Origin of the sequence: Francisella sp. LA112445 (assembly GCF_012224145.1) — a bacterium.
Taxonomy (GTDB): domain Bacteria; phylum Pseudomonadota; class Gammaproteobacteria; order Francisellales; family Francisellaceae; genus Francisella.
Window position 1 is genome coordinate 1,225,352 of sequence record NZ_CP041030.1, and the last position, 24,500, is coordinate 1,249,851.

The window sequence follows — 24,500 nt, forward strand, 5'->3', positions numbered from 1 at the left end:
TTATATAAAAATTCTTATGTTCAATCAAAGATATTATCACAAATAGGAAAGGACAAAAATATTAAAGGACAAAAGAATCCAAGTTTATCACTAGTAATTTATAAAGAAATCTTATAAAGAGTTAAAACTAGCTTTATTAAAAAAGTAGTTATCAAAAGAAGTATACTAATTAAAACAGAATATTTATTGGTTTATCAAATAGATTACTTATAATTTTTAACAGATTTTTCTATTTCTCTTCTAGCAAAATCAGCATTATCCCAACCATCAACTTCTACCCATTTACCAGAATCAAGATCCTTATAATGTGTGAAGAAATGCTCAATTTTACGTTTTAAAGTTTCTGGAATATCTTGAATATCATTAATATGATCATATTCTTTAGTCAACTTATGATTTGGCACTGCGATAACTTTAGCATCAATACCACCATCATCTTCCATCTTGAAAACACCTACAGCCCTGCAATTTATTACACAGCCTGCAAGTAAAGGGTATGGCGCAATAACTAAAACATCAATTGGATCACCATCATCGTATAGAGTATTTGGCACAAAGCCATAATTAGCTGGATATCTCATTGAAGAAGACATAAACCTGTCCACTACAATCATATTGCTATCTTTACAAAACTCATATTTAATTGGATCACTATCTTGAGGTATCTCAATAACTACATTAAAATCATTTGGAATATCTTTTCCACAAGGTATATTTTTTAGCATAGTAATTTCTCCTTTATTTTTGCTAAATTATAGACACCTGATACACTATGTGAGAGTCTAACATAAAAAACTTTGTATTTATATTACATAAATATTAAAATAGCCGAATATTGATTTAACAATTTTGTACGCTTTAATCAAATTTTAAAGAGGGAATAATTATGAATTTAAAAAAAATAGCTTTACTAACAGCTAGTTTAACAACATCTATAGCTATTGCAGCTCCAAATATATCTGCAAGCTCTGACCCTTACTTTAATGGCGTTAGTGGTGTAAAACAAAAAGAAATTATCGTAAAACCTGTAAATATCCAATTAGATGCCGCTGCGTGGGTAGCTATGGATTATCGTACTGGTGATATCGTAAGCGAAAAAAATATGGATGTTAGAAGAGAACCAGCAAGTCTAACCAAAATGATGACATCTTATATAGTCGCTAGTGAAATTAAAGCTGGAAACCTTACATGGGACACTATGGTTCCAATTAGCCAAAATGCTGCGAGCACTGGCGGTTCAAAAATGTATGTAAGAGCAGGTGCTAGAGTTTCTGTTAAAGATCTTGTAACAGGTATGGATGTTGTTTCAGGAAATGATGCAACTATCGCTCTAGCTGAATACATTGGCGGTACTACAGAAGCATTTACTGATCTAATGAACCAAACAGCTAAAGCTATTGGAATGAATAATACTCACTTTGCAAACCCAGATGGTTTACCTGGAGGCACTCAGTACACTACTGCTCATGACATGGCCTTATTAGCAAGATCATATATATATAACTTCCCAGAAGCATATAAAGTTTATGATAATAAAGGCCTTGTTTGGAATGCAACAAAACAAGTTTCCGTAAGCATCGCAGATCGTAAACAATGTTTACCTAAATTTGACCGCTCTAATGGTGAAGTTATGCAAAGTTATACAGCTAGTGGTTTAGATGATTCTACTAAAGCCAAGTGTACTAAACTATTCCCTAAACATGATAACTTCGTATTACAAAACAACAGAAATAAACTTCTATTTACATTTGATGGTGCTGATGGAATGAAAACTGGACATACTAGTGCTGCTGGTTACTGTCTAGTTTCTTCAGCTAAACAAGATGGCGAAAGATTTATATCTGTAGTTCTTGGTACAGATAGTTCTGCTAAAAGAGACTCTGAATCAGCTAAGCTACTAAGATATGCTTTAACAAAATATCAAAACGTATTACTATACAAAGCAAATTCACCTGTAACAATTAGTGCAAATAATATTCCTAATGCAAAAGCAGGACAAAAAATAACTGTTGCTTCAAATCAAAATATCTATAAGACAGTTGCTAAAGCTTATATACCTCACTTAAAACAAGGTATCGAGTTTACTCCAGGGCTTAAAGCTCCAATATCTAAAGGCCAACCTGTAGGAAACCTTGTAATCACAGTAGGTAGCTCAAAAGAGAAAATAGCAAGCGTACCAGTAGTAGCACAAAATAATGTCTCTCAAAAAGGCTGGTGGTAATTTAGCATTTTAAACAAGGATAAAATAAATGTCTGATAATAAAAATAAAGAAACTTATTTTGAATTTCCCTGCCAATTTCCAATAAAAATAATGGCAAACCCTCAAAAAGAAACTGTTGAATTTATTTTAAGCATTTTTGAAAAATATGTGCCTAATCATAGTGAAATAGATTTCAACACAAAAGAGAGTAAAACTGGTAAATACATATCTATAACAGCTATTTTTACAGCAGATAGTAAAGAACAACTTGATAATATATATAAAGAAATTTCTGGTCACCCAGAAGTACATATGGTTCTCTAAGGTTTTATTAATTAAATAACAAATACTATCATGCAAATTCAACAAAAAGACATAGGTTTACAAGAGTACTCTAAAGTATTTAAAGATATGATTGAATTCACTGCAAATCGTACTGAGAATACTTGTGATGAGATATGGCTTGTTGAACACCCTCCTGTATTTACTCAAGGTAAACATGGTAAGCCTGAGCATATTCTTAACCCTCATAACATACCAATAGTAGAAACTGATCGTGGTGGTCAAGTTACATATCACGGTCCTGGTCAAGCTATTGTATATTTTTTACTTGATGTAAAAAGAAACAAACTAGGTGCTAAAAAGTTAGTTTCAACTATTGAGCAAGCCTGTTTAGGTATGCTAAAAAAACATTACGACTTAGATGCTCACACTATTGAAAATGCTCACGGCATATATATAGACAATAAAAAAATAGCCTCTTTAGGTCTTAGAGTTAAACAAGGAAAAACCTACCATGGTATCGCCATAAATACAGACATGAATCTAACCCCATTTAGTTATATTAACCCATGTGGCTATAGTGGTCTAGAAATGTGTCAAATAAGTGATTTTAGAAATACTGATGTAGTAAAAGTTCACAAGCAATATATAGAAGAATTTCTAAAGCTAATCTAATTAAGAGTATTTATGTTTTAACTCCTTCCTGACTTTCGACAAGAGCTCTTTTGATCTTACTTTATTACCGAAGATATCATACTTAATTTCTAATTTTGAAGCATTCTCTGTGATCTGATAAATATTAATACTAAAAGTACCTTGATATTTTTTAGAATTAACCTTGCCCTCTATAACAGCTCTTTCATTAGTAATTATACTTTTAGTTAAGGTGATATTTTTATTATCCTTAAATAAATCCAACACAGAATTACTAACCTGCACAACAGAGTAATCAAAATTCTCAGAATATTCAGCTTCTTGCTCAACAGCATATGGTACAAATAAACAACCATTAAGAGTTACTAAATATGAAATTAACAAAATTACATAAAATAACTTTTTCATATAAGCCTATTTTAAAAGTAATTACATGACTATAACTTAGCACAGGAATTATAGTAAAACTATATATTAGTTAAATATTATGTATAGCTAATCTGAAAAGAGTATGTCATTCTAGAACTTGATACTAGAATCTAATTTTAGAGCCCACAATTAGCAAATCATATAATCAGACGAAAATGTTTTCAAAGAATAATCAGTTTAACTATATATATAGCAAAGCTCTTTATATAATTAATTTTAAATAAATAATATGTTAATAAACAATGATTCTACTAATATATTTAATATGTGGCACGATTGTTGGTATACTTTCTTCTTGGGTAGGTGCAGGTGGCGGAGCTGTTATTATTCCAGTTATGCTATTTGTCTGTAAATACCAAGGTATGTCAACTGAAATCTCTATTCATCTAGCAGTATCTACTTCGCTAGCATTTATTATGGTTAACTCACTCTATGGGTCATATAAACATTTTAAACATGGTAACTTAATCACAAGCATTTTAAAAGATTCATTACCTTCAATTATAATAGGGGCAATACTTGGTACAATAATAAGCCAACTTATGCCAGCAAAAGCTATTGAGATTCTATTTGCAACAGTATTATTAACAAGCCTAGTAAAAACTTTTCACTTCAAAAACTCCAACATAAATAAAGATACTATAACTCCTTCTAAAAAATCATGCCTTACTTTTGGAGCAACTACAGGACTTCTTTCAAGTACTATTGGAATTGGCGGTTCATGCATCGTTAATCCCTACATGAAACATTATAACTATCCTATGAAAAACTGTGCAGCAATGGCTGTATCTACATCTTTTCCTACAGCATTAATAGCTACTATTACAATGCTTATATCAAGCTATAATACTCTAGGAATCCCTCAGTATAGTTTTGGATATTTATATTTACCAGCATTTTTAGGTTTATTGGTGGGCTCATTCTTTGGTATACCTATAGGTATTAGAATAGTTAAAAAGTGTCCTGAGAAGATATCTCTATGGTTATTCAGGCTTATTTTAATATATGTAGTTATTGATATGTTATAAGAATTATACAATAAGATCTTAAAATAACTTTGATAAGTAAAATTAAATATATATCAAATTAATTTTTTAGATAGATTATAAGAAAGTTTTTAAGAAAGCTGATCTAGATGGATGCTTAAGCTTTCTAAGAGCTTTTGCCTCAATCTGTCTGATACGCTCTCTTGTTACATTAAATTGCTTACCTACCTCTTCTAATGTATGGTCAGTGTTCATACCGATACCAAAACGCATCATTAGAACCTTAGCTTCTCTTTCTGTTAAGCCAGTTTCTATAAGCTCTTTAATAGCTTCTCTTAAATTTTCTAAGTTAGCAGCTTCTATCGGAGAATAGTTATTCTTATCTTCGATAAAGTCACCTACAGTAGAATCTTCATCATCACCAATTGGACTTTCCATAGAAATAGGTGTATGTGAAATATTCAGAATCTTTTTAAGCTTATCTTTAGTCATGTTTGGAGTATATTCGATAATCTCTTCTTCTGTTGCTTCACGGCCTTTTTCTTGCAAAATTTGGCGCTTAATTCTATTAACCTTATTGATTGTTTCAATCATATGAACAGGTACACGAATAGTTCTAGCCTGATCCGCAATCGAACGCGTAATAGCTTGACGAATCCACCAAGTTGCATAAGTAGAAAATTTAAATCCTTTACGATAATCAAACTTATCTACTGCTTTCATTAGACCTATATTACCTTCTTGAATAATATCTAAGAAATGTAAGCCTCTATTTGTATATTTCTTCGCTTCAGAAACAACTAGTCTTAAGTTTGCTTCAATCATCTCTTTTTTAGCCTGAGTAATCTTAGCTTCACTCTTTGAGATCTCTACGTTAACATTCTTAAGTTCTTCAATATCCATCATCATTAGACTTTGGAATTGGTTGATTTGCTTAGTAAGGTTTTGAACTTCACGAACAATATTATCAGTAAACCTATATTTCTTTGTTAAAGCTTCAAGCCAGTCAGTAGAGCCAATCTTATATACTTTCAAGAATTCTGCTCTAGGAGTTTTTGCTCTATCAACACATAATCTTAGAATCTTTCTTTCAAAATCTTTGACACGTGCATAAGGAAGTCTAATATAATCAACTAATTTTTGTAAATGCGAAGTTGAAAGCCTTAAACACTCAAATTCTTTAACAATTTTATTGTAAAGTTTTTTCGAAGGCTTCTCTTGATATTCTTCAAACATTTTCTCAAGATTAGTAAAGAACTCATAAGCTCTCTGAGTATCAATCTTCTCATCATGATCATCTTCAGCAACCTTCTCTTCAGCTGCCTGCTCATCACTGAATCCTGCCATAATTTCATTAAAACGAATATATTTAGCAACAGGCTCTTCTTCTATATCTTGAGAAGACATATAATCTACTGCTTTTTCTTCTAATTCACGAAATCTTTCAATATAAGTTTTTATAACTATAGGATAGCTCAAGATTGTACTAAATACTTCTGTAGTTCCTTCTTCTATCCTAATAGCAATATCAGTCTCACCTCTTTTATCTAAAAGATCAACTATCCCCATTTCACGCATATACATACGGATAGGGTCTGATGTTTTACCTCTTAAATCATCAAGGTTAGCTTCACTAACCTTTCTCTCATCTTCTTCTTCTATTTCAGGAGTTCTATCATAGACATCAATACCTGCATCAACAAGTATCGCTTCTATCTCTTCATATTTTTTCGGATCTTCAGAAACATCCCCAGGCAAAGCATCTAATATATCAGCTCTGGTTAAATAACCTCTTTCTTTACCATCAATTATTAAATCTTTCAGATCTGAGAGTAAATCTTCTTTTGTCATCTAATACTCCAATAGATTATTATTTATTTTAATTATTTAATTTAGAAAGTAGATATTTGATTTCCATTTGCTGAAGCTCCGTCCTAAATGGTAAATCTTTCAAATAATTAATTCTTAACTTTCTACTTTCTTTTTCAATCCTTTTTAAATCATTTAGCATCTGATCACAATAATCTTCGCCATCAGATTTTTTGCTAGTATTATTAATTCCATAACTTAATAATTCAAAGAAGTACTCTCTGTAGTCAGGATAATCCTCTGCCAATAGCTGTATAAGTATAACAGCCTCTATTTCATTAGATGAGTCTTCTTTTAAAATTTTCAAGCTTTTTATTAAAAAATCAAGATTTTTCGTTACAGGAAAAATCTCAAAATCGTTATTTTGATATAAAATGCGAAAATCTGCAATATTTACGAATAATTCCGCAAGTAACTTTTCTTCAAGTCGCAAATTTCTTGAAAGTCTTTTTTGCTTTAAAGTATGATCACTTGTACTCCGTAAACCTTCATAGACATTATGCTTACGTATTTTTAATAGTTTTTTAATTTGCTCTATTTTTATTCCTATCTTTTCAGCAATTGTTGCTATGATACTTTCTGAATAAATATTATCTTCAACATCAGATAAAAAGTTTTTTAAGTTCTCTATTACTTCTGCCTTAGATTCTGCTCTACTAAGATCCTTACCATCAATAAAGTTTTTTATTAAAAATTCTGCAACAGGTAAAGCGTTATCTAAAGTATTAGTAAACTCTTCTAAACCATAAGCTTTAATAAAATCATCAGGATCTTTCCCATCAAGTAAAGTCAAAATTTTTAACTTTTTATTACCGTCCAGTATAGGTAAAACTATTTTGATAGTTCTAAGTGCTGCTTTTTGTCCAGCTGAATCGCCATCAAAGCACAATACAACAGAGTTTGTTTCTCGGAAAAGGATCTTAGCATGGTTCTGTGAAAAAGCAGTTCCTAATGTAGCAACTGCATTATAAAAACCATGTTGCGCTAAACCAACAACATCCATGTAGCCTTCAACAACAACTAGACTCTGAGTTAAGTTTTGTGGATTTTTCTTTTTATATTCTCGATATTCATATAGACCATATAAAACATTATTCTTCTGGAAAACTATTGTTTCTGGTGAGTTTATATATTTAACACCATCATTATCATCGATAACCCTTCCACCATAAGCAATTACACTTCCTTGAATATTGCGAATAGGAAACATAATTCTCCCTCTAAAGCGGTCATAAATATTTCCCTTTTCATTCTTTATTGCCAAACCTGTATCAATTAGAACTTCTTCGCCAGCTTTGGCTGATTTAGCAAGCTGTGTAATATTATTCCAACCTTCAGGGGAATACCCTATACCAAAACTTTTCGCTAAATTGGAATCAATCCCTCTTTTTTTAAGATAATTTATGGCTTTATCTTTGGTTGCTGAATTGCCCAAACTCCAGCGATAATATTTTTGGGCAACCTCTAAAAAACTAATACATTTATTATATAACTGTTCTTTTTGTAAATCTTCTTGGGAATAGTTTTCGTACTCAATAGGTTTACCAACTATCTCAGCTAAACTTTTTACAGCATCTATGAATTCTAAATTATTAATTTTCTTAACAAAAGTAAGAGCATCACCAGACTCTTGACAGCCAAAACAATGAAAGAAGCTTTTACTTGGTGTTACAAAAAATGAAGGTGTTTTTTCATTATGAAAAGGACAACACCCTTTATAGTTTTTACCAGATTTTTTTAAATTAACATATCTTGAGACAACATCAACTATGTCGGCACTAGCCACTAGCTCTTTTATAAAACTATTTGAAACTCTTTTTGCCATAGTGATATCAAGGATAAAGTTTATTAGACTAAATTAGATTTTACTATATCACTAACTTTACTCATATCTGTTCTACCTGCTAATTCTTTTTTTACATTTGCCATAATCTTGCCCATCTCTTTCATAGATGTTGCCCCTACATCTTCGATAGCTTTCTGAACTATTGCTACAACTTCTTCATCACTAAGTTGTTTAGGCATATATTTAGTCAAAACCTCAATCTCTCTTTTTTCGCCATCAGCAAGCTCAGCTCTATCTGCTTGCATATACTGATTATAAGAGTCTTGTCTTTGCTTAATCATTTTTGTAATAACAGCTATTACAATCTCATCTGTAATGTCTATTTTTTCATCAATCTGCTTTTGCTTGATAGCAGACATAGCCATACGAATAGTCGTTAATCTATTTTTATCTTTATTTTTCATAGACTCTTTCATATCAAGAGTCAATTGATCAAAAATTTGTGACATTTTAAAAAAGAATTCCTAGTGAAGATGAGAGCATTACGCTCTCGAGGTGGTTTAAATAAAAAAACTATCTTCTAGCCATTATATTGCTTTTGTAAGCTCTTTTAACAGCTGCAGCTTTTTTTCTTTTGCGTGCCCAAGTTGGCTTTTCGAAGTACTCTCTACGACGTAGTTCAGATACTATTCCAGCTTTCTCACAAGATCTTTTAAATCTTCTAAGAGCAACATCAAAAGGTTCTCTTTCTTTAACTCTAACGCTTGGCATACTCTCTCACCTCACTTAAAATGCCAGTTTATCAGTTATTAAAAAACTAAGGACTTAATTGCCCACGATAATTTTTACAGGTAGCGATTATATCATATGACCATATAAATACAAGTCTTGGTTTTATAGCACTATATAGCAACTTAAACACTCAGTAAAAGTAGTATAAAACTTACGATGATCAGCTGTATTTATATCGTATAAAATGCTATTATCTGAAGTTAATATTGTTTTGAAAAACTATACGGATCAAAAGTTTTGTATAAAAGAACCAAGTTATTAATATTACTATCTATATTTACTATATCTATCAGTAGTACTTTCGCTGCTAACACACGTAGTGAAATTCAATATCTAGTAAAAAAATACGGCTTAACAGATGCCAAAATAGCCATTGCAGCTCAAAGAACAAACTCAGGTAAAGAGCTGTACTCTTATGCAAAAAATAGAGCTATGAAACCAGCTAGTAACAATAAGGTTTTTACAATGGTTGCAGCGCTTTTCACTCTTCCTAGTGACTTTAGATTTGTCACGTCTGTAAACTATCCTGCAGATAGAGTAAAAAATCATACTCTATATAGTGATATGTATATCCAATTCTCTGGAGATCCTTCTTTAACAGGAACACAGCTTGCAAAGCTTATAAAAAGAATAAAAACAGAAAAAGGTATTGACCGAATAACTGGAGATATATACTTAGTAGGTGTATTCTCTGGACCTTACATCCCACAAGGTTGGTCAAAAGAAGATAGTTCTTTTTGCTATGGCGCTCCAGCATCTAGCTTTACAATGAATAGAAACTGTACTGTTATAAAATTAGCAAAAAACCCAAATAGTTTATCAACTAGAGTAATAAAACTGAGTAACGCTAGTAACATTACTGTTGAAAATACTACAAAATACACAAGTGCCTCTGAAGCGACCGTGATCTATATGGATGATAATAATGTTGTACATATTAGTGGATACCTATCTAGAGCAGCTGAAAGAATGTTTGAACTAGCGATAAAGAACCCTGCCCTAAAAACTCTAGATACTATAAAGGACTTCTTAGATACTGATGGAATCAAACATGGTAGTGTCTCAATAGCAAGTAGTGTACCTAAAGGCTACCCTGTCCAATTAGCAACATATTCAGCTACAATTGGATATATAATTGATGAAACACTTAAGCGTTCAGATAATCTATATGCCGAAACAATTTTAAACACTGTAGCTCTTAAAAAAACAGGTGTAGGATCAACTAAAGCAGGAACTGAAGCTGTACAAAACATTATATATAATAAACTGGGTTTAGATACATCTGCATTAACAATGTATGATGGCTCAGGGCTTTCACAACTTGACCGAGTATCACCAGATTTCATGGTTAACTTTCTGACTAAAACATTTAATAGTCCTGTTGGTAAAAAGTTATATCATTATTTACCAGCCTCAGGAATGAATGGTACTATTGCATACAGAATGGGAGGAAAGCTTTTAGGTAAGGTACATGCTAAAACAGGTACTCTTTCTGGAGTATCGACTCTTTCTGGATATGTATTAACTGCAAAGAATCATCGTATAACATTCTCAATAATGTTAAATGATTTAAAACGCTCAGATCGTTATAACGCTCGTAGATTTCAAGATAAAGTAGTAGGTGTTTTTTATAGGTATTTATAATGAAAAAAATAATCAAACTAACAGGTGTAATTTCAATTATAGCAATCTTAGGATCTTGTACAACAGCCCAACCAAGAAACATAAATAATGCTTGTAGTATTATTCATCAGTACCCAGATTGGTATTATGATATGGTTGACTCTTATGACCGCTGGGGCGTTCCTATGAATGTACAAATGGCTTTCGTTAGACAAGAGTCTTCTTTTAGAGCAGATGCTAAACCTTCTATGCAATATTACTTTGGCTTTATCCCTAAAGGGCGAGCTTCTAGTGCTTATGGTTATGCTCAGGCATTAGATGGTACTTGGGAACATTATAAGAAACAAACGAAACAATCTTTTGTTTCACGCTCAAACTACTCTGATGCAGTTGATTTTATTGGTTGGTACTTAAATAATGTTCACAACAAAACAGGCATTAGTAAAACAAATACTTATGATTTATATCTTGCTTATCATGAAGGTATTGGCGGTTATATGCGTGGTAGCCATAGAAACAACTCTTTCTTAAAAAACTATGCTCGTAAAACTGCTAATGTAGCCAAAAAATACTCAGTGCAACTAGAGAACTGTGAAATCCCACGCAAACCATTACTATCTTATATTTTCTAATCTAAGGCAATAACATGAATTCAAAACCATTTAAGATTATAACCAATATACGCTGGTCAGATACAGATAAAAATGACCATGTTAATAATGGTAAATATTTTGATTATTTTGAAGAAGCTCGAACAACCTGGGCATATGAGAATACAGGACTAATGAATTGGGCTAAAGAAAACTCTATTCAACTAGTAATTACTGAACAAAGCTGTAAATATATATTAGCGCTTCAACATCCAAATAAAATAGAAGTTACACAATATATTTCTAAAATAGGCGCTGCAAGCATTGAGTTTGATTATGAAATAAGAATTCTTGGCAGTGATAAGGTAGTTACTAAAGCAAAAGCTAAGCTAGCATGCTATAACGCAAAGACAGCTAGATTACAAAAGCTTCCAACAGATTTAAAACAAAAACTTCTAGAAAAAAATGACTGATACTAATAAACAAAATCTAAAAAAACTTGAAAAACAAATTCTTAGAAAAACTGCTCAAGCGATTAACCAATATAATATGATTGAAGATGGTGATAAGATAATGGTCTGCTTATCAGGAGGCAAAGATTCATATTGCTTACTTGAAATGCTATTACTATTACAACAAAAAGCGCCTATAAAATTTGACATAATTGCTGTGAATCTCGATCAAAAGCAACCTGGGTTTCCAGAAGATATATTGCCAAACTATCTAAAATCAAAAGATGTCAACTTTCATATTATTGAAAGAGATACATACAGTGTTGTTAAAAAAGTGATTCCTGAAGGTAAAACAACATGTGGCTTATGTTCAAGAATGCGTCGAGGCATTTTATATGACTTCGCTGAAGAAAATGGTATAACGAAAATTGCACTTGGTCATCATAGAGATGATATTATTGAAACATTCTTTTTAAATATATTCTATAACGGCACAATTAAAGCAATGCCTCCTAAACTTCTAAGTGATGATAAAAGAAACATAGTCATTCGTCCTCTTGCTTTTGTCAGTGAAAAAGAAACAGCTCAATATTCTGAGCTAAAGAGCTTCCCAATTATTCCATGCAACCTATGTGGGTCTCAAGATAATTTGCAAAGAGTATTCATAAAAGATATGCTAAACAGATGGGAAGAGAAAAATCCTGATAGGAAGAATATAATATTTAAGGCTCTTTCAAATATATCTCCATCACAAATGTTGGATAAAGAGCTTTTTGATTTTTTTAATATTTCAAAAAATGATATACAAAGATAGACAAGGAGAAAACATGAATCTAAAGAAAATAATGGCTCTTACGTCATGCTCGTTAATAGGCTTAACTGCTACTGCATATAGTGATACTAACACTCCAAGTGGGATAAAAGTTGGATCTCAAGCTAGCTACACTATAGGCTACCAAATTGGCTCTGGAATAGCTAATCAAAATTTTGGCATAGATAACGCGAAGGCTGCAGAAGGATTTGAAGATGCAATAAAAGGTAACAAACCTAAGTTATCAGAAGATCAAATTCAAAAAAACATGCAAGAGCTAAAAAATACACTAATCAAAAAACAAGTTGATATAGCTAAGCAAAATAAATCCAACTCAGAAAAACTAATTAGTGAAATCTCAAAAATTGATGGAATCACTAAAGTAGATGATGGTGTTTATTATCAAATGATAAAAAAAGGTAATGGTAAAAAGCCTAATGCCGATAGTAAAGTGACAATTGCATATGATGGAACTACTCCTGCTGTTGTTTATGCAAAAGACAGTCAAAAAGCTATCAAAGCTATCAAAGATGGTAAACTTATAGGCTCAAGCTTTGACTCAAGTGAAGGTGTTTCATTCCCTCTTACAAATCTAATCCAATGTTGGAAAGATGCTATACCACAAATCCCTACTGGCTCTACAGTTATTCTATACTGTGCTCCAGATACAGCTTATGGAACAAGAGCTCCAGCAGCTATAGGACCAAACCAAGCACTTTCTTTCAAAATTACACTTAAGAGCTTCTCATAATAGCTCATCAATAGACAAATAATCTAACTTTTTCTTTTCACCGCTAAATCACACAGTAAGATCATGGCTTGTTTATAATCAGATTCAGGTAAAAAACTTATAGACTGCTTCGCAAGATCTGCATACTGACAAGCGACTTTATATGAGTACTCTACTGCACCACTATTTTTAACTATAGTTACAATGTCATCAACATTATATTGCCCATCTTCTATAGCTTTTTTTAGTATTGTTTGCTTTGCCTGATCAATAGTAGCAAGTGCGTAAATTGTAGGTAAAGTCATTTTACCCTCATCTAAATCATCACCAATATTTTTGCCTAAGCTTTCAGCATCTGAAACATAATCTAAAACATCATCAGCTATCTGAAATGCATTACCCAAATAAACACCATAACTTTTAATACTTTCTTGATGCTTTTGATAGTCACTTTTTTCTAGACTAATAACTCCAGCAAGCTCACATGCTGCTTCAAAAAGCTTCGCTGTCTTGCAATATATAACATTAGTATAATCTTTCTCAGTAAGCTCAGAATTTCTTGCATTTAGAAGCTGTAAAACTTCTCCTTCAGAGATTTTATTTGTTGCATCAGCTAGTATCTGCATAATCTGCATATTATCTAAGCCAACCATCATCTGAAAAGCTCTTGAGTATAAAAAATCACCTGTTAAAACACTGGCTGCATTGCCAAAAACATTATTCGCTGTCTCTTTACCTCTACGCAATTCTGAATTATCCACCACATCATCATGCAATAATGTCGCGGTATGAATAAATTCAATAATAGCCGCACAAGCAAGATGTTTACTACCTTGATAATTTAATGCTCTTGAAAAGAGCATAACTAAAAGTGGGCGTAATCGCTTACCTCCACTATTTATAATATAGTGACTAATTTGATTGATAAGAACAACATCTGAAGAAAGAGAATCTATAATAAACTGATTGTTATTTTTTATATCATCTTCAATAAGCGTTTGAATATCTCTAAGTTCTTGCATTGTAAAAAATATAGATAATTAATTAGAATTAAGAATAAAGTAGCGTAGTTTATTTATCAATATAATATTTATAATTATGCTACTTTTAGTCATCCGTATCGTCTGATTTTTTAAAATATGCTAGTATTTGCTTATCTTGAGCTGTTAATTCAGTACTATCGGTATCTGCTGCACTATCAAAACCTTTAACAAACTCTTGAGAATTTTTCTTATCAACCTTAATAAGCTTTTTGAGATTTGATTTGTATTGAGTAGCAATAATCATGCCTACTTCGTATGAATCTTGATCTGATATATTATTAATATCAGGCTTTTTATCTAAAATAGTATCATTAAACCCAGCAATAAAGTCTTTCTTTGATAACTCAGTCTTCATTGACTTGAAGCTTTTATGAGATATTTTACCCAATGACTGACCTATCTCATATGGAGTATAAGAAGCTTTAGTAGTGGCAAACGTGCTACTAAATACCAAACAAATAGCTAAAAACAATAATCCTTTAAATGCTTTTTTCATTACGATTTTTTCTAAAATTACTATGTATGACTAGCAGTCATTCTAACATAAACTATTATGAAATTTACAATTTGTTTATACTTCATTTAAAGTAGGTCTTAAAAATAAATTTTTATAATAAAAATATTGGAGTACCTGTATAAAAACTAGAATGAACATACTGCAGGAAACAAGAAGTGAAACAATAGGCCAATTTAAGAAAATAGCGCTATTTATATCACATAAAATATTAACAGCTAAAAGTCCTAGATAGAAAATACTAAATCCTTGAGCGTCTTTCTGTAAGAAGTTCTTACAAATCTGCGGAAGATAATAAACATTATAAATCACACCACTTATAGAGCCAAACCATAGTAAATATGTTTTATCTAGTTTCGTTAAGAAAATAATTAATGCTATTAATGCCAAAAATATCAAAATCAATATAGTATGAATGACTATCTTTCTTTGCCTTCTATCATTTAAAATTTGGAACTGCTGAATAGTTAAGAAGCATAATAAAATGACATCTACTAATACATATTGCCACTGTAAGTTAAATCCTACTGCATAAATTAAATCTAATGCATTTGCAAATATCATCAATGAGTGTGTCCAAAGACTAATTTCTGAAGTTTTATGCTTAAACTGATTATGAATAGTTTGAGGTAGAAAATGTACAAAATAAAGTATTAATGATATGTTTAAAGTTATATAACCAAAATTTTCCAATGTCAGTCTCCTATTATTAAAAAAATAATAGAAGTTTGAGTGATTACTTTTTTTTAAAGATATATCAAACAAACTCCCTACGCTAATACTAATTAGATCAGGTTCTAAGGGTTCTTCTCAGCTATTTTATTCAAATAGCACCCCTGCTGTCTTACCGATACACTATATCATAATTTATGGCAATTTAATATTCTTTAAACTAGGTTATTTCTAGCTTATATATTAATGCATCACTATAACTACCATCTTGTTTCTTATAATAATTTTTACGAATAGATATTTCTTTGAAACCAAGCTTATTATAAAGCTTTATAGCTACATGATTATTTACATCAACTTCTAAAAAAACTTCTGTAACTTTTTGATTTAATAAGTATACAAAAGATTCTCTAAGAACTTCAGCCCCTAAGCCTTGATTTTGATTTGATTTATCGACACAAATATATAAAAGCTCAGCTGTTTCAAAGATACAACTAAAAACTGCTAACGCTTTTAATTTACCATTATCAATTAGACCAATAGTTAAATCTTGACTCAGTGAGTCTAAAATCTGCTGATCTGACCAACTAAAGTCTTTGTCTGATAACCTTATAAGACTAATGACCTTGTCAAAATAGGAACTATCTAGATTTAAAGTCTGCATACTCATATAATTTTGATAGTATATGCTTTTTATTTTGAATGCTTAATAGATCACCTTTATCTAATATAAATTCTTCTTCAAATAGATTAACTTCATTAGAGTCTAGTTGAATATCAGTAGATTGCACTTTAAAAATACTCACCTTTGAGTTATAGAACAAACTATCCACAACATTATTTAAAAATTGAATATTAAGATCACTTTGAATAAATATATTAATAATTTTATTATTATCAACATTATTCGTATAAATCAACTCTCTAGAAGTATCTACCTCTTCTTTAGGATTAGTCATAGATTCTTCTAAATTGATAGCGCTACTTTCAAAATCAGTTTGTAATTGATTAGATGACTTATATTGCGGCTTTAATTCCCAAATATCTAAATCAAAAATATCACTTAACTGATTTTCAAAACTCATTATTTTTTCTCTAATCTATCCACTAGTTTTTTTGGAAAAGAATATTCTTTAAGTTTAACAGATTTTCTAAGTCTATTAACCTCAGAAGGCGTAAGTTCTAGTGTTTTACCTCTAGATATATATTTAGGTAAGATAATATCTCCGAACCTAACTCTAGTAAGTCTACTTACCGTCACTCCTATAGCTTCAAACATTCTTCTTACTTCTCTATTTCTCCCCTCAGAAAGAGTCACATAGTACCAAAGGTTTGCTCCCTCACCACCTGAAAATTTTATATGATTAAACTTGGCTATACCATCTTCAAGTTGAACACCATCTTTTAGCTTTTTCATTGTTTCTTCAGATAACTGTTCACCAAAAACTCTAACTGCATATTCTCTTTCTATTTCATATGATGGATGCATTAACCTATTAGCAAGATCCCCATCTGTAGTAAAAAGCAATAAACCTGTAGTATTTATATCTAGGCGCCCTACCATTATCCAACGAGATTTTGCTAACTTTGGTAAAGAGTCAAAAACTGTCTTTCTGTCTTTTTCATCTTTACTTGTACAAACCTCACCTTCTCTTTTGTGATAGATAATAACCCTAGGTCTAGTCATAGGCTGACCATATAGGTGCAAAGCCTTCCCATCAAAGCTAATTTTGTCATTATCAGTAGCCTTGTCACCTATCGTTGCTACTTTGCCATTAACTTTTACTCTGCCTTGTTGAATAAACTCCTCAATCTTTCTTCTAGAGCCAATTCCATATTTTGCCAATATCTTTTGCAACCTTTCTGGCGCTTTTTTATCTTCAAATCTATTTAGCTTTCGCATTATTTACATCTCCCATATCAGCCTTTGAGAAAAACTGATTCATATCATTATCATTATAGTCACTAGAAGATAGAATAAGCTTAATTGTCGCAATTTCACTTCTGTTATTAGCATATTCAGCCAATTTAAGTCTTAACTCAAGAACTTTTCTGTTATAGAAAAATTCTTTATCATCACTCATACTATAAATAACTTTATAGCATTTTTTATACTCTTTTCTTTCAAAATACATCTGTGCTAAACGTAATTTCGCTGATCTATAATTTGTTCTAAATTTATTTGCTCTGATCATAAGTTTTAAAGCTTGATCTTTATTACCTTGTTTATAAGCACATTCAGAGTATAAGAATAAAGTTTGAGCCATATCATCATTATTTGATAAATATAATGACTTGTCAAATAGCTTCTCAGCTTGCTTATATTCACCTCTTTCCTTACACAGGAATTGGGCATAAAAATTTATAGCCTCAAAATTCTTAGCATGATCATCTACAGTATCTCTGTAATATTTCTCCGCAATAGAGTTAACACCTATAGTTTGATAATAATAACCTGCTGCATATCCAACTATTGCTAAATTATAGCCATGCTGTTTTTCTAAGGTCTGTGCGCGAATCAATCTATCTTTTGCCATATCTAGATACCCTTCACTAGCATACGTAATTGCTAGTTCAGCATATAGTTCAGTAGCTTTCTTAAAATTAGGTTTTTTTTGAGTATCAACTGGGACTGTATATTCTGCAGTATTACCTTCAACTATATCATTTGACTTATTCTGACTTTGATTAGTGTTCTGTTGAGCTGCAGAATCACCTGTTTGCGATCCAGAACTTGCACATGCAGATAAAGAACTTGCTATTATAGCTAAAGTAATAATCTTTTTAAGATTAATTCGCATTAGTATCTCCAATCTTTTTCAAATATCTCTCTTTTCTTTTTGTCTTATCCATTACATCACCTGCAAGCTGTCCACATGCGGCATCAATATCATCACCTCGAGTCTTTCTTACCGTAGTAACAAAGCCCCTATGCTGAAGATACTCCTTAAACTTATGGATTCTATTTCCACTAGGCTTCTTATAAGGAGTTCCTGGATATGGATTAAAAGGAATGAGGTTTATTTTAGCAGGAACTTCGCGAGATCTTAATAACTCGACAAGCTCTTCTGCATCTGATAAATTATCATTAACTTCCTGCATTAATGTATATTCAAAAGTTATATGCTTATGTGGGCCCTTTTCTGCATATAACTTACACGCGTCTAAAAGCTCATCAATATTGTATTTTTTGTTAATTGGTACTATCTCATTTCTAAGAGTATCATTTGGAGCATGTAATGATACTGCTAATGACACCCCAGACTGCTCAAGTAAATCATATATTCTTGGTACAACACCTGAAGTACTTAAAGTTACTTTACGTCTAGATAACCCATAAGCTAAGTCATCCATCATAATATCCATTGCAGGAACTACATTTTCAAAATTCATCAACGGCTCACCCATTCCCATCATGACAATATTTGTCACAGTAAAGTCATGTTCACCATTATTTTTTGATAATGTTCTCGCTGCAATCCAAAGTTGAGATATAACTTCTGCTGATGATAAGTTTCTATTAAAACCTTGTTTACCAGTAGAACAAAAACTACAGTTTAAAGTACATCCAACTTGAGAAGACACACATAAAGTCCCTCTTCCTTCTTCTGGGATAAACACTGTCTCAACAGCACTGCCACCAACATCTATCAACCACTTATGCGTGCCATCTTTAGATGCTTTACTAAATACAACTTTAGGAACAACTATTTCTGATTGCTGCTTTAATTTAGCACGTAAATTTTTCCCTAGATCTGTCATAGCATCAAAATCTATAACGCCTTTTTTATGAATCCACTTAAAAACTTGTCTAGCATGAAACTTTTTCTCACCTATAGAAATAAAAAAGTCCTCAATTGCTTTTTGGTTAAGACCAAGTAAATTTGTTTTTTCTTGTTGCATAAAATATCTCTTAAAATCTTATAAAAAGTTACTCATTGTAACCAATATCACCCGGTAAAATATTATCATTTTCATTAGTCAAATTAGCAAAACTAACAAACTGTCCATCAAATCTAACATGGACTGCGCCTATAGGTCCATTACGTTGCTTACCTATAATTATTTCACCTAAGTTTTTATTATCCTCTTTATCTTTATTATAGACTTCATCCCTATAAATAAACATAATCAAATCGGCATCCTGCTCAATAGCACCAGACTCTCTTAGATCTGACATCATTGGACGCTTATCTTTACGATCATCTACTGCCCTGTTTAGCTGTGATAATGCTATAACCGGTATATCAAGCTCTTTTGCTAAAGCTTTTAATGATCTTGAGATTTCAGATACCTCGAGGGTTCTATTTGTCTCATATCCAGGGATCTTCATTAGCTGAAGATAATCTATCAAAATCATCGATAAACCATCATGCTCATTATATAACCTTCGAGCTCTAGAACGCATCTCTGCTGGAGTTAAGCCTGATGTATCATCTATATATAGAGGCATATCACTAAGATCTTTCATCGCTTTTGTGATTTTAACCCAATGCGCATCATTTAGACGATTACATTCCTTTAGAAGATTCATCTCAACTCGAGCTTGACTTGCTAACATCCTTGTTACAATATCTTCTGATGGCATTTCTAAACTAAAAACTAACACTGGCTTTTCAGATATTTTTGCAACATTTTGAGCAATATTAATACCAAGTACGGTTTTACCCATAGATGGTCTAGCTGCGATAATACCTAAGTTAGCTCTTTGTAACCCTGAAGTCATCTTATCTAAATCAATAAAGCCGGTAGAAAGTCCTGTTAATCCAGTACCAGCATCAACAATAGCACTCATACGATCGACAAGCTTGGGAATGACAGACTTTATAGACTCAGGACCTTTTGTAAGAGTCTCTCTCTCTTTGGCAATATCTAAAATTCTACTTTCAGCATAATCAATCACCTCATCTGGATTTTTTGAGTCGGCTGAATATATCTTTTGAACTATATCATTTACACTTTTTTGCAGACTTCTAAGTTTAGCCTTATCTTTTACGATATTAGCATATGTTTTGATATTTGATACTGATGGCGTATTTGCTACTAAATCAACAATATAAGCCTCTCCACCAGCTTCATCAAGAAGTCCATCAGTAGCAAGATACTCACTTAAGATTAAAACATCAAAAGGTGTATTTGCTTGATTTAGAATATTAATTTGTTTATAGATAATTCTATGTCTTTTATCAAAGAAATCATCAGTTAAAAGTAAATCTTCAACTAACTCTATATTTTGATTATTTAAAAGTATATTTCCCAAGATAGCTTTTTCTGCTTCAAGTGAATAAGTAGTCTCAGCAGCTTTAAATTGATAATCCATAGACTTCAAAAACCCTTATATTAAATACAAAAAAACCATGCCTAACACATGGTTTTTATATTTATCAAGATATATGTGTTAGTTAGACTATTATAAAACTAACTTTGCATTGCTACAACATTTACTTTAATGTCTGCATCTACATCTGTATAAACATGGATTGATAGTTCAAACTCACCAGTAGTTCTAATAACACCTTCTGGCATGCGAACTTGGCTTTTCTCAATCTCTTTACCAGATGCTTTAGAAACAGCTTCAGCAACTTCTGCAGTACCTACTGATCCAAATAGCTTACCACCATCACCAGCTTGAGCTTCGATAGTATAAACTTTATCTTTGATAGAATCAGCTGTAACAACTGCTGCATCAAATCTAGCTTTTTCAGCTTTCTCTAATTCAGCTTTTTGTGCTTCAAAAACTTCAATGTTTGCTTTTGTAGCTTGAACAGCTTTACCAAAAGGGATAAGGAAGTTTCTAGCATAGCCAGGTTTTACATTTACGATATCACCTAATACACCAAGATTTTCAACTTTTTCTTTTAAAATAACTTGCATTGTAATCAACCTCCGGTATTAGTTAAAGTGACGATCACAGTATGGTAATAATGCTAAGAATCTAGCTCTTTTAATAGCTGTAGACAACTGTCTTTGATACTTCGCAGATGTACCTGTTACACGACTAGGAACAATCTTACCAGTTTCAGTAATATAAGCTTTTAACTTATTTACATCTTTATAATCAATTTCTTTTACGCCTTCAACAGTGAAACGGCAAACTTTACGACGACTCATTTTGAAATACCCCTATTAAATTACTTCTTTTTCATTTGATTGCATCATTATAGATGGCTCAGTCACAGCTTCTTTTTGAGAGATTATTAAACGACGTAATACAGCATCGTTATATCTTAAAGACTCTTGAAGCTTCTCTAATGACTCAGTAGTACACTCAACGTTAAATAATACGTAGTGTGCTTTGTGAAGTTTCTCTATAGGATAAGCCAATTGACGACGTCCCCAGTCTTCGAATCTATGGATTTTTCCACCTTTCTCTTCGATGATGCTACGGTATTTACCAAGCATTGTTTCTAACTGATCTGATTGATCAGGGTGAATCATTAAAACGATTTCATAATGTTTCATTGCTATAAACTCCTTACGGTTTATCATTTTCTTTAAGTTTTTTACTGATAAGCTACACAAATAAAATAATTATCTGCATAGCAAAGAGCAAGAAAATATTATACTAATATATAATTCTAAAAGCAATTTATATTTAACTAAAATTCTTTCACGAATAAAAACTAGGGAAATATTTTTTATACAACTTAACAATCACCTTTTTATTTAGTAAGCCATTTTTTAAGTTATCTGCCGACCACCCAAAGGAGTAATTATCATTTGCACTAGCCCCATTAAAACACATGTTCTCAGATTTAACTCCCATTGATATATAGTCCTTAGATTGTTCAATCGGACACTTACATTCAGCAATACTTAGGTTTTGTGTAACATTACATCTAACACCAAAACAATTAGCCCATGAATAAATTACATTAGGTTTAGCTTTACAAGTAGCCATGACTTGAGAATCTACAGTATTTGCTAATGAGAATGTAGAAACAACTGTATTAATTTTATTATTTTTATACGTAACTATTGTTTTATCTAGATCATATGGTGATAACGATGCTCCCATCCAAATATTATCTTTATCTAATTGATCTGGATATATTATTGGACAAAAACAAGTAGCTTTTTGCCCTTTTTTCCATGTACATAATGCCTTACTACATAGGGCATATGGCATATTCCTATAAAAATAAGTTGTATATTTATGATCTACAGATTTTTCTAGTACCTTTATAGGATTTTGAATCTGTAAATCGTTACTATTTTTAGGTAGTCCTAGCAATAAAGATAAAGTACCAAATATTAAAGAGAATGTTAAAATAATGCTTTTTGGTGTAATCATAATATCGCTACCTAACCTTTAGTCTTTTGTAGTTTTAATGCGACAATTATCAGGCATCAAAAACTGAGGAATATTTTTATTTGAGATAACTAAACAATCCCAGATTATATATGGATCTTCTACTTTATCTCTAGATTTAACATATGGTGTCAAAACTATACTACCTCTACCTAAATATCTATCATCTAGCTTTGCTATAATCTCTCCACTATCTCTTATGACAATATTTTGAGATTTAATATTTTGATAGCTTTTATGATCTGCAATATTTATTAAAGCGTATAAGCCATTTTTCGAACTTTGCTCCTCTACAGTGCCATTTCCATAAATCAGCTCTGTAGCAACTTTCGTTTTTAGCAAATCAAGCCTTGATATTTCGTTGGATATTCTTGTTGTATAATTATGATTTAAGTAAATAAAAAAGATTGAGATAATGATTATTATTGCAAATATGGCTAACAACAAAATTTCTTTAGTTCCATAGCCTTTATTTTTTACAAGCAATTTCATGTCCCTACTGATAAAATAGTACTATACACTAACCCTAACCACTTTGCTATTTACTTTGTTAAGTAGCAAGCCAATTATAAGGTTAAAATAATGCAAGAAAAAATCTCAAAATTTGAAAATTTTTTAACTCAACTTCAACAAAATATTACCACAGCATTAGAAAAGTATGAAACGAATAATGCAAAATTTGTAAGTGATAAATGGCAAAAACCAAATACTCCTGAGCAAAAACTTAAAGGTTATGGTAATTCAATGATAATAGAAGGAGGCGAGGTCTTTGAAAAAGGCGTTGTCGCTTTTTCAAGAGTTCATGGTGATGCTCTACCTCCATCAGCTACAGCAAAAAGACAAGAACTTGCTGGTAAATCATTTATAGCTACAGGAGTTTCTCTTGTCATACATCCTCGCAATCCTTTTGCACCAACATCACATGCAAACTTTAGAATTTTTGTTGCTGGTGCTGATACTGATAATCCTATTTGGTGGTTTGGTGGCGGCTTTGATTTAACTCCTTATTACCCTTTTGAGGAAGATGCTATACATTGGCACCAAACAGCTAAAGATGCTTGTGATAAACATGATAAAAGCTATTACCCTAAGTTTAAAGAATGGTGTGATAATTATTTTTACTTAAAGCATCGCGATGAATGTCGCGGAGTTGGTGGACTGTTTTTTGATGATTTAAATGACAAATCATTCGATGAATGCTTTAACTTTGTGACTGATTGTGCAAACTCATATTTAGATGCTTACCTACCTATAATAGAAAAAAGAAAAAACATTGAATACACGCAAAAACATAAAGATTTCCAACTTTATCGTAGAGGTAGATATGTAGAATTTAATTTGGTTTTTGATAGAGGTACGATATTTGGTTTACAAAGTGGTGGACGTACAGAATCTATATTATCTTCTATGCCTCCTATGGCAACATGGAAATATAATTGGCATCCTGAAGAAAATTCTGCAGAAGCTAAAATATATGAATATATTAAACCAAGAGATTGGTTAAAAACTAACTCTAAGTAAAACTTATATAAAAAGTAACTCTTCTTTCAATAACACTTCCGCAAGTTCTTATAGCTAATCTGAAAAAATAGATCATTCTACCTCTTGAGAGTAGAATCTGACTTTAAGCTCTAAAATAAGAAATTCATAGAATTGCAAATGGTTTCAAAAAAACATTTAGATTGATTATATCAAGCTTAGACAACTAAAATTAGATACTACTTTTATATGTATTTAGCTATATTAATTATGCT

The 24,500-nt window shown here is 31.5% G+C and carries 30 protein-coding genes and 1 riboswitch; of the genes, 10 read left to right on the forward strand and 20 right to left on the reverse strand.

All coding sequences use genetic code 11. From position 1 onward, the window contains the following. Window positions 1-203 precede the first annotated feature (203 nt). Window positions 204-725, reverse strand: a complete 522-nt coding sequence (gene ppa, locus FIP56_RS05960; protein WP_192578029.1) for an inorganic diphosphatase — start codon at window positions 723-725, stop codon at window positions 204-206. A 161-nt stretch (window positions 726-886) separates the two neighbouring features. Here ppa and FIP56_RS05965 point away from each other — a divergent pair, with 161 nt between their 5' ends. Genes FIP56_RS05965 through lipB form a run of 3 tightly spaced genes read left to right on the forward strand, consistent with a single transcriptional unit; the run spans window position 887 to window position 3,158 of the window. Next, on the forward strand, window positions 887-2,221 hold the full coding sequence (locus FIP56_RS05965; RefSeq protein ID WP_192578030.1) for a D-alanyl-D-alanine carboxypeptidase family protein: 1,335 nt from the start codon (window positions 887-889) through the stop codon (window positions 2,219-2,221). Between the two features lie 28 nt (window positions 2,222-2,249). Further along, on the forward strand, window positions 2,250-2,525 hold the full coding sequence (locus tag FIP56_RS05970) for a DUF493 domain-containing protein (protein WP_192578031.1): 276 nt from the start codon (window positions 2,250-2,252) through the stop codon (window positions 2,523-2,525). Window positions 2,526-2,552: 27 nt separating this feature from the next. Then, window positions 2,553-3,158, forward strand: coding sequence for a lipoyl(octanoyl) transferase LipB (gene lipB, locus FIP56_RS05975; protein ID WP_209451876.1), 606 nt, complete (start codon window positions 2,553-2,555; stop codon window positions 3,156-3,158). Here the strand turns inward: lipB and FIP56_RS05980 are convergent, their stop codons facing one another. Then, a complete protein-coding gene (locus tag FIP56_RS05980) occupies window positions 3,159-3,545 on the reverse strand; it encodes a DUF3568 family protein (protein ID WP_192578033.1) in 387 nt (128 codons plus the stop codon). It abuts the gene before it with no gap. A 263-nt stretch (window positions 3,546-3,808) separates the two neighbouring features. Here FIP56_RS05980 and FIP56_RS05985 point away from each other — a divergent pair, with 263 nt between their 5' ends. Beyond that, window positions 3,809-4,594 (forward strand): sulfite exporter TauE/SafE family protein, encoded by a 786-nt coding sequence (locus tag FIP56_RS05985; protein WP_192578034.1) that lies wholly within the window; start codon window positions 3,809-3,811, stop codon window positions 4,592-4,594. Window positions 4,595-4,669: 75 nt separating this feature from the next. On the opposite strand, the gene rpoD is transcribed toward FIP56_RS05985, so the two are convergent. The 4 genes from rpoD to rpsU form a co-directional block, all read right to left on the reverse strand. Then, a complete protein-coding gene (gene rpoD, locus FIP56_RS05990) occupies window positions 4,670-6,403 on the reverse strand; it encodes an RNA polymerase sigma factor RpoD (RefSeq protein WP_192578035.1) in 1,734 nt (577 codons plus the stop codon). A gap of 28 nt (window positions 6,404-6,431) precedes the next feature. Next, window positions 6,432-8,246, reverse strand: a complete 1,815-nt coding sequence (dnaG, locus tag FIP56_RS05995; protein WP_192578036.1) for a DNA primase — start codon at window positions 8,244-8,246, stop codon at window positions 6,432-6,434. A gap of 23 nt (window positions 8,247-8,269) precedes the next feature. Beyond that, window positions 8,270-8,716 carry a GatB/YqeY domain-containing protein gene (locus FIP56_RS06000; protein WP_192578037.1) on the reverse strand — a complete coding sequence of 149 codons (447 nt, stop codon included), beginning with the start codon at window positions 8,714-8,716 and terminating at the stop codon, window positions 8,270-8,272. Window positions 8,717-8,780: 64 nt separating this feature from the next. Continuing rightward, window positions 8,781-8,978: a 30S ribosomal protein S21 gene (gene rpsU / locus FIP56_RS06005; protein ID WP_192578038.1), complete on the reverse strand. Its 198-nt coding sequence runs from the start codon at window positions 8,976-8,978 to the stop codon at window positions 8,781-8,783. A 258-nt stretch (window positions 8,979-9,236) separates the two neighbouring features. On the opposite strand from rpsU, the gene dacB reads away from it, so the two are divergent. From dacB to FIP56_RS06030, 5 genes are read left to right on the forward strand one after another with little or no spacing between them, the layout of a single operon-like run. After that, window positions 9,237-10,643 (forward strand): D-alanyl-D-alanine carboxypeptidase/D-alanyl-D-alanine-endopeptidase, encoded by a 1,407-nt coding sequence (gene dacB / locus FIP56_RS06010; RefSeq protein ID WP_192578039.1) that lies wholly within the window; start codon window positions 9,237-9,239, stop codon window positions 10,641-10,643. Then, a complete protein-coding gene (locus tag FIP56_RS06015) occupies window positions 10,643-11,254 on the forward strand; it encodes a transglycosylase SLT domain-containing protein (RefSeq protein ID WP_192578040.1) in 612 nt (203 codons plus the stop codon). Before dacB ends, FIP56_RS06015 begins: the two co-directional genes overlap by 1 nt. Window positions 11,255-11,268: 14 nt before the next feature. Further along, window positions 11,269-11,685, forward strand: a complete 417-nt coding sequence (locus FIP56_RS06020) for a thioesterase family protein (protein ID WP_192578041.1) — start codon at window positions 11,269-11,271, stop codon at window positions 11,683-11,685. Continuing rightward, window positions 11,678-12,478 carry a tRNA 2-thiocytidine(32) synthetase TtcA gene (gene ttcA / locus FIP56_RS06025; protein WP_192578042.1) on the forward strand — a complete coding sequence of 267 codons (801 nt, stop codon included), beginning with the start codon at window positions 11,678-11,680 and terminating at the stop codon, window positions 12,476-12,478. Before FIP56_RS06020 ends, ttcA begins: the two co-directional genes overlap by 8 nt. 13 nt (window positions 12,479-12,491) lie before the next feature. Then, window positions 12,492-13,226 carry an FKBP-type peptidyl-prolyl cis-trans isomerase N-terminal domain-containing protein gene (locus tag FIP56_RS06030; RefSeq protein ID WP_192578043.1) on the forward strand — a complete coding sequence of 245 codons (735 nt, stop codon included), beginning with the start codon at window positions 12,492-12,494 and terminating at the stop codon, window positions 13,224-13,226. 23 nt (window positions 13,227-13,249) lie between these two features. Here FIP56_RS06030 and FIP56_RS06035 read toward each other — a convergent pair whose 3' ends face one another. From FIP56_RS06035 to FIP56_RS06100, 14 genes are all read right to left on the reverse strand, one after another. Next, window positions 13,250-14,227, reverse strand: a complete 978-nt coding sequence (locus FIP56_RS06035) for a polyprenyl synthetase family protein (RefSeq protein ID WP_192578044.1) — start codon at window positions 14,225-14,227, stop codon at window positions 13,250-13,252. Window positions 14,228-14,312: 85 nt separating this feature from the next. Beyond that, complete coding sequence (locus FIP56_RS06040) at window positions 14,313-14,744, reverse strand: hypothetical protein (protein WP_192578045.1); 432 nt, start codon at window positions 14,742-14,744, stop codon at window positions 14,313-14,315. 75 nt (window positions 14,745-14,819) lie between these two features. Further along, window positions 14,820-15,455 (reverse strand): PQ-loop repeat-containing protein, encoded by a 636-nt coding sequence (locus FIP56_RS06045; protein WP_192578046.1) that lies wholly within the window; start codon window positions 15,453-15,455, stop codon window positions 14,820-14,822. 56 nt (window positions 15,456-15,511) lie between these two features. Next, window positions 15,512-15,610: riboswitch (TPP riboswitch) on the reverse strand. Window positions 15,611-15,654: 44 nt separating this feature from the next. Next, the gene (locus FIP56_RS06050; RefSeq protein WP_192578047.1) at window positions 15,655-16,098 is read right to left on the reverse strand and encodes a GNAT family N-acetyltransferase; all 444 of its coding nucleotides are present in this window, start codon (window positions 16,096-16,098) and stop codon (window positions 15,655-15,657) included. Beyond that, complete coding sequence (locus FIP56_RS06055) at window positions 16,076-16,519, reverse strand: chloroquine resistance protein (protein WP_192578048.1); 444 nt, start codon at window positions 16,517-16,519, stop codon at window positions 16,076-16,078. The genes FIP56_RS06050 and FIP56_RS06055 overlap by 23 nt, the downstream gene beginning before the upstream one ends. Next, a complete protein-coding gene (rluB, locus tag FIP56_RS06060) occupies window positions 16,519-17,337 on the reverse strand; it encodes a 23S rRNA pseudouridine(2605) synthase RluB (protein ID WP_192578049.1) in 819 nt (272 codons plus the stop codon). Before rluB ends, FIP56_RS06055 begins: the two co-directional genes overlap by 1 nt. Then, on the reverse strand, window positions 17,321-18,235 hold the full coding sequence (locus FIP56_RS06065; protein WP_192578050.1) for a pilus assembly protein PilF: 915 nt from the start codon (window positions 18,233-18,235) through the stop codon (window positions 17,321-17,323). The genes rluB and FIP56_RS06065 overlap by 17 nt, the downstream gene beginning before the upstream one ends. Then, complete coding sequence (gene rlmN, locus FIP56_RS06070; protein ID WP_192578051.1) at window positions 18,225-19,337, reverse strand: 23S rRNA (adenine(2503)-C(2))-methyltransferase RlmN; 1,113 nt, start codon at window positions 19,335-19,337, stop codon at window positions 18,225-18,227. The genes FIP56_RS06065 and rlmN overlap by 11 nt, the downstream gene beginning before the upstream one ends. Before the next feature lie 28 nt (window positions 19,338-19,365). Beyond that, entirely contained in the window at window positions 19,366-20,754 is a 1,389-nt protein-coding gene (gene dnaB / locus FIP56_RS06075) for a replicative DNA helicase (RefSeq protein ID WP_192578052.1), read from the reverse strand. 98 nt (window positions 20,755-20,852) lie between these two features. Continuing rightward, on the reverse strand, window positions 20,853-21,308 hold the full coding sequence (rplI, locus tag FIP56_RS06080; RefSeq protein ID WP_192578053.1) for a 50S ribosomal protein L9: 456 nt from the start codon (window positions 21,306-21,308) through the stop codon (window positions 20,853-20,855). Between the two features lie 18 nt (window positions 21,309-21,326). Then, window positions 21,327-21,545 (reverse strand): 30S ribosomal protein S18, encoded by a 219-nt coding sequence (rpsR, locus tag FIP56_RS06085; RefSeq protein ID WP_070083940.1) that lies wholly within the window; start codon window positions 21,543-21,545, stop codon window positions 21,327-21,329. Window positions 21,546-21,560: 15 nt separating this feature from the next. Next, entirely contained in the window at window positions 21,561-21,896 is a 336-nt protein-coding gene (rpsF, locus tag FIP56_RS06090) for a 30S ribosomal protein S6 (RefSeq protein ID WP_192578054.1), read from the reverse strand. Between the two features lie 148 nt (window positions 21,897-22,044). Then, entirely contained in the window at window positions 22,045-22,728 is a 684-nt protein-coding gene (locus FIP56_RS06095; RefSeq protein ID WP_192578055.1) for a hypothetical protein, read from the reverse strand. 18 nt (window positions 22,729-22,746) lie between these two features. Beyond that, on the reverse strand, window positions 22,747-23,232 hold the full coding sequence (locus tag FIP56_RS06100) for a transposase (RefSeq protein ID WP_245323057.1): 486 nt from the start codon (window positions 23,230-23,232) through the stop codon (window positions 22,747-22,749). A 96-nt stretch (window positions 23,233-23,328) separates the two neighbouring features. Here FIP56_RS06100 and hemF point away from each other — a divergent pair, with 96 nt between their 5' ends. Then, on the forward strand, window positions 23,329-24,267 hold the full coding sequence (hemF, locus tag FIP56_RS06105; protein ID WP_192578056.1) for an oxygen-dependent coproporphyrinogen oxidase: 939 nt from the start codon (window positions 23,329-23,331) through the stop codon (window positions 24,265-24,267). Window positions 24,268-24,500: the final 233 nt, after the last annotated feature.

Excerpts from the sequence above, each read along its gene's own strand:
- ppa (WP_192578029.1), bottom strand. The coding sequence starts at position 725 with ATGCTAAAAAATATACCTTGTGGAAAAGATATTCCAAATGATTTTAAT.
- FIP56_RS05965 (WP_192578030.1), top strand. The coding sequence starts at position 887 with ATGAATTTAAAAAAAATAGCTTTACTAACAGCTAGTTTAACAACATCT.
- FIP56_RS05970 (WP_192578031.1), top strand. The coding sequence starts at position 2,250 with ATGTCTGATAATAAAAATAAAGAAACTTATTTTGAATTTCCCTGCCAA.
- FIP56_RS05980 (WP_192578033.1), bottom strand. The coding sequence starts at position 3,545 with ATGAAAAAGTTATTTTATGTAATTTTGTTAATTTCATATTTAGTAACT.
- FIP56_RS05985 (WP_192578034.1), top strand. The coding sequence starts at position 3,809 with ATGATTCTACTAATATATTTAATATGTGGCACGATTGTTGGTATACTT.
- rpoD (WP_192578035.1), bottom strand. The coding sequence starts at position 6,403 with ATGACAAAAGAAGATTTACTCTCAGATCTGAAAGATTTAATAATTGAT.
- dnaG (WP_192578036.1), bottom strand. The coding sequence starts at position 8,246 with ATGGCAAAAAGAGTTTCAAATAGTTTTATAAAAGAGCTAGTGGCTAGT.
- FIP56_RS06000 (WP_192578037.1), bottom strand. The coding sequence starts at position 8,716 with ATGTCACAAATTTTTGATCAATTGACTCTTGATATGAAAGAGTCTATG.
- rpsU (WP_192578038.1), bottom strand. The coding sequence starts at position 8,978 with ATGCCAAGCGTTAGAGTTAAAGAAAGAGAACCTTTTGATGTTGCTCTT.
- FIP56_RS06015 (WP_192578040.1), top strand. The coding sequence starts at position 10,643 with ATGAAAAAAATAATCAAACTAACAGGTGTAATTTCAATTATAGCAATC.
- FIP56_RS06020 (WP_192578041.1), top strand. The coding sequence starts at position 11,269 with ATGAATTCAAAACCATTTAAGATTATAACCAATATACGCTGGTCAGAT.
- ttcA (WP_192578042.1), top strand. The coding sequence starts at position 11,678 with ATGACTGATACTAATAAACAAAATCTAAAAAAACTTGAAAAACAAATT.
- FIP56_RS06030 (WP_192578043.1), top strand. The coding sequence starts at position 12,492 with ATGAATCTAAAGAAAATAATGGCTCTTACGTCATGCTCGTTAATAGGC.
- FIP56_RS06035 (WP_192578044.1), bottom strand. The coding sequence starts at position 14,227 with ATGCAAGAACTTAGAGATATTCAAACGCTTATTGAAGATGATATAAAA.
- FIP56_RS06040 (WP_192578045.1), bottom strand. The coding sequence starts at position 14,744 with ATGAAAAAAGCATTTAAAGGATTATTGTTTTTAGCTATTTGTTTGGTA.
- FIP56_RS06050 (WP_192578047.1), bottom strand. The coding sequence starts at position 16,098 with ATGCAGACTTTAAATCTAGATAGTTCCTATTTTGACAAGGTCATTAGT.
- FIP56_RS06055 (WP_192578048.1), bottom strand. The coding sequence starts at position 16,519 with ATGAGTTTTGAAAATCAGTTAAGTGATATTTTTGATTTAGATATTTGG.
- rluB (WP_192578049.1), bottom strand. The coding sequence starts at position 17,337 with ATGCGAAAGCTAAATAGATTTGAAGATAAAAAAGCGCCAGAAAGGTTG.
- FIP56_RS06065 (WP_192578050.1), bottom strand. The coding sequence starts at position 18,235 with ATGCGAATTAATCTTAAAAAGATTATTACTTTAGCTATAATAGCAAGT.
- rlmN (WP_192578051.1), bottom strand. The coding sequence starts at position 19,337 with ATGCAACAAGAAAAAACAAATTTACTTGGTCTTAACCAAAAAGCAATT.
- dnaB (WP_192578052.1), bottom strand. The coding sequence starts at position 20,754 with ATGGATTATCAATTTAAAGCTGCTGAGACTACTTATTCACTTGAAGCA.
- rplI (WP_192578053.1), bottom strand. The coding sequence starts at position 21,308 with ATGCAAGTTATTTTAAAAGAAAAAGTTGAAAATCTTGGTGTATTAGGT.
- rpsR (WP_070083940.1), bottom strand. The coding sequence starts at position 21,545 with ATGAGTCGTCGTAAAGTTTGCCGTTTCACTGTTGAAGGCGTAAAAGAA.
- rpsF (WP_192578054.1), bottom strand. The coding sequence starts at position 21,896 with ATGAAACATTATGAAATCGTTTTAATGATTCACCCTGATCAATCAGAT.
- FIP56_RS06095 (WP_192578055.1), bottom strand. The coding sequence starts at position 22,728 with ATGATTACACCAAAAAGCATTATTTTAACATTCTCTTTAATATTTGGT.
- hemF (WP_192578056.1), top strand. The coding sequence starts at position 23,329 with ATGCAAGAAAAAATCTCAAAATTTGAAAATTTTTTAACTCAACTTCAA.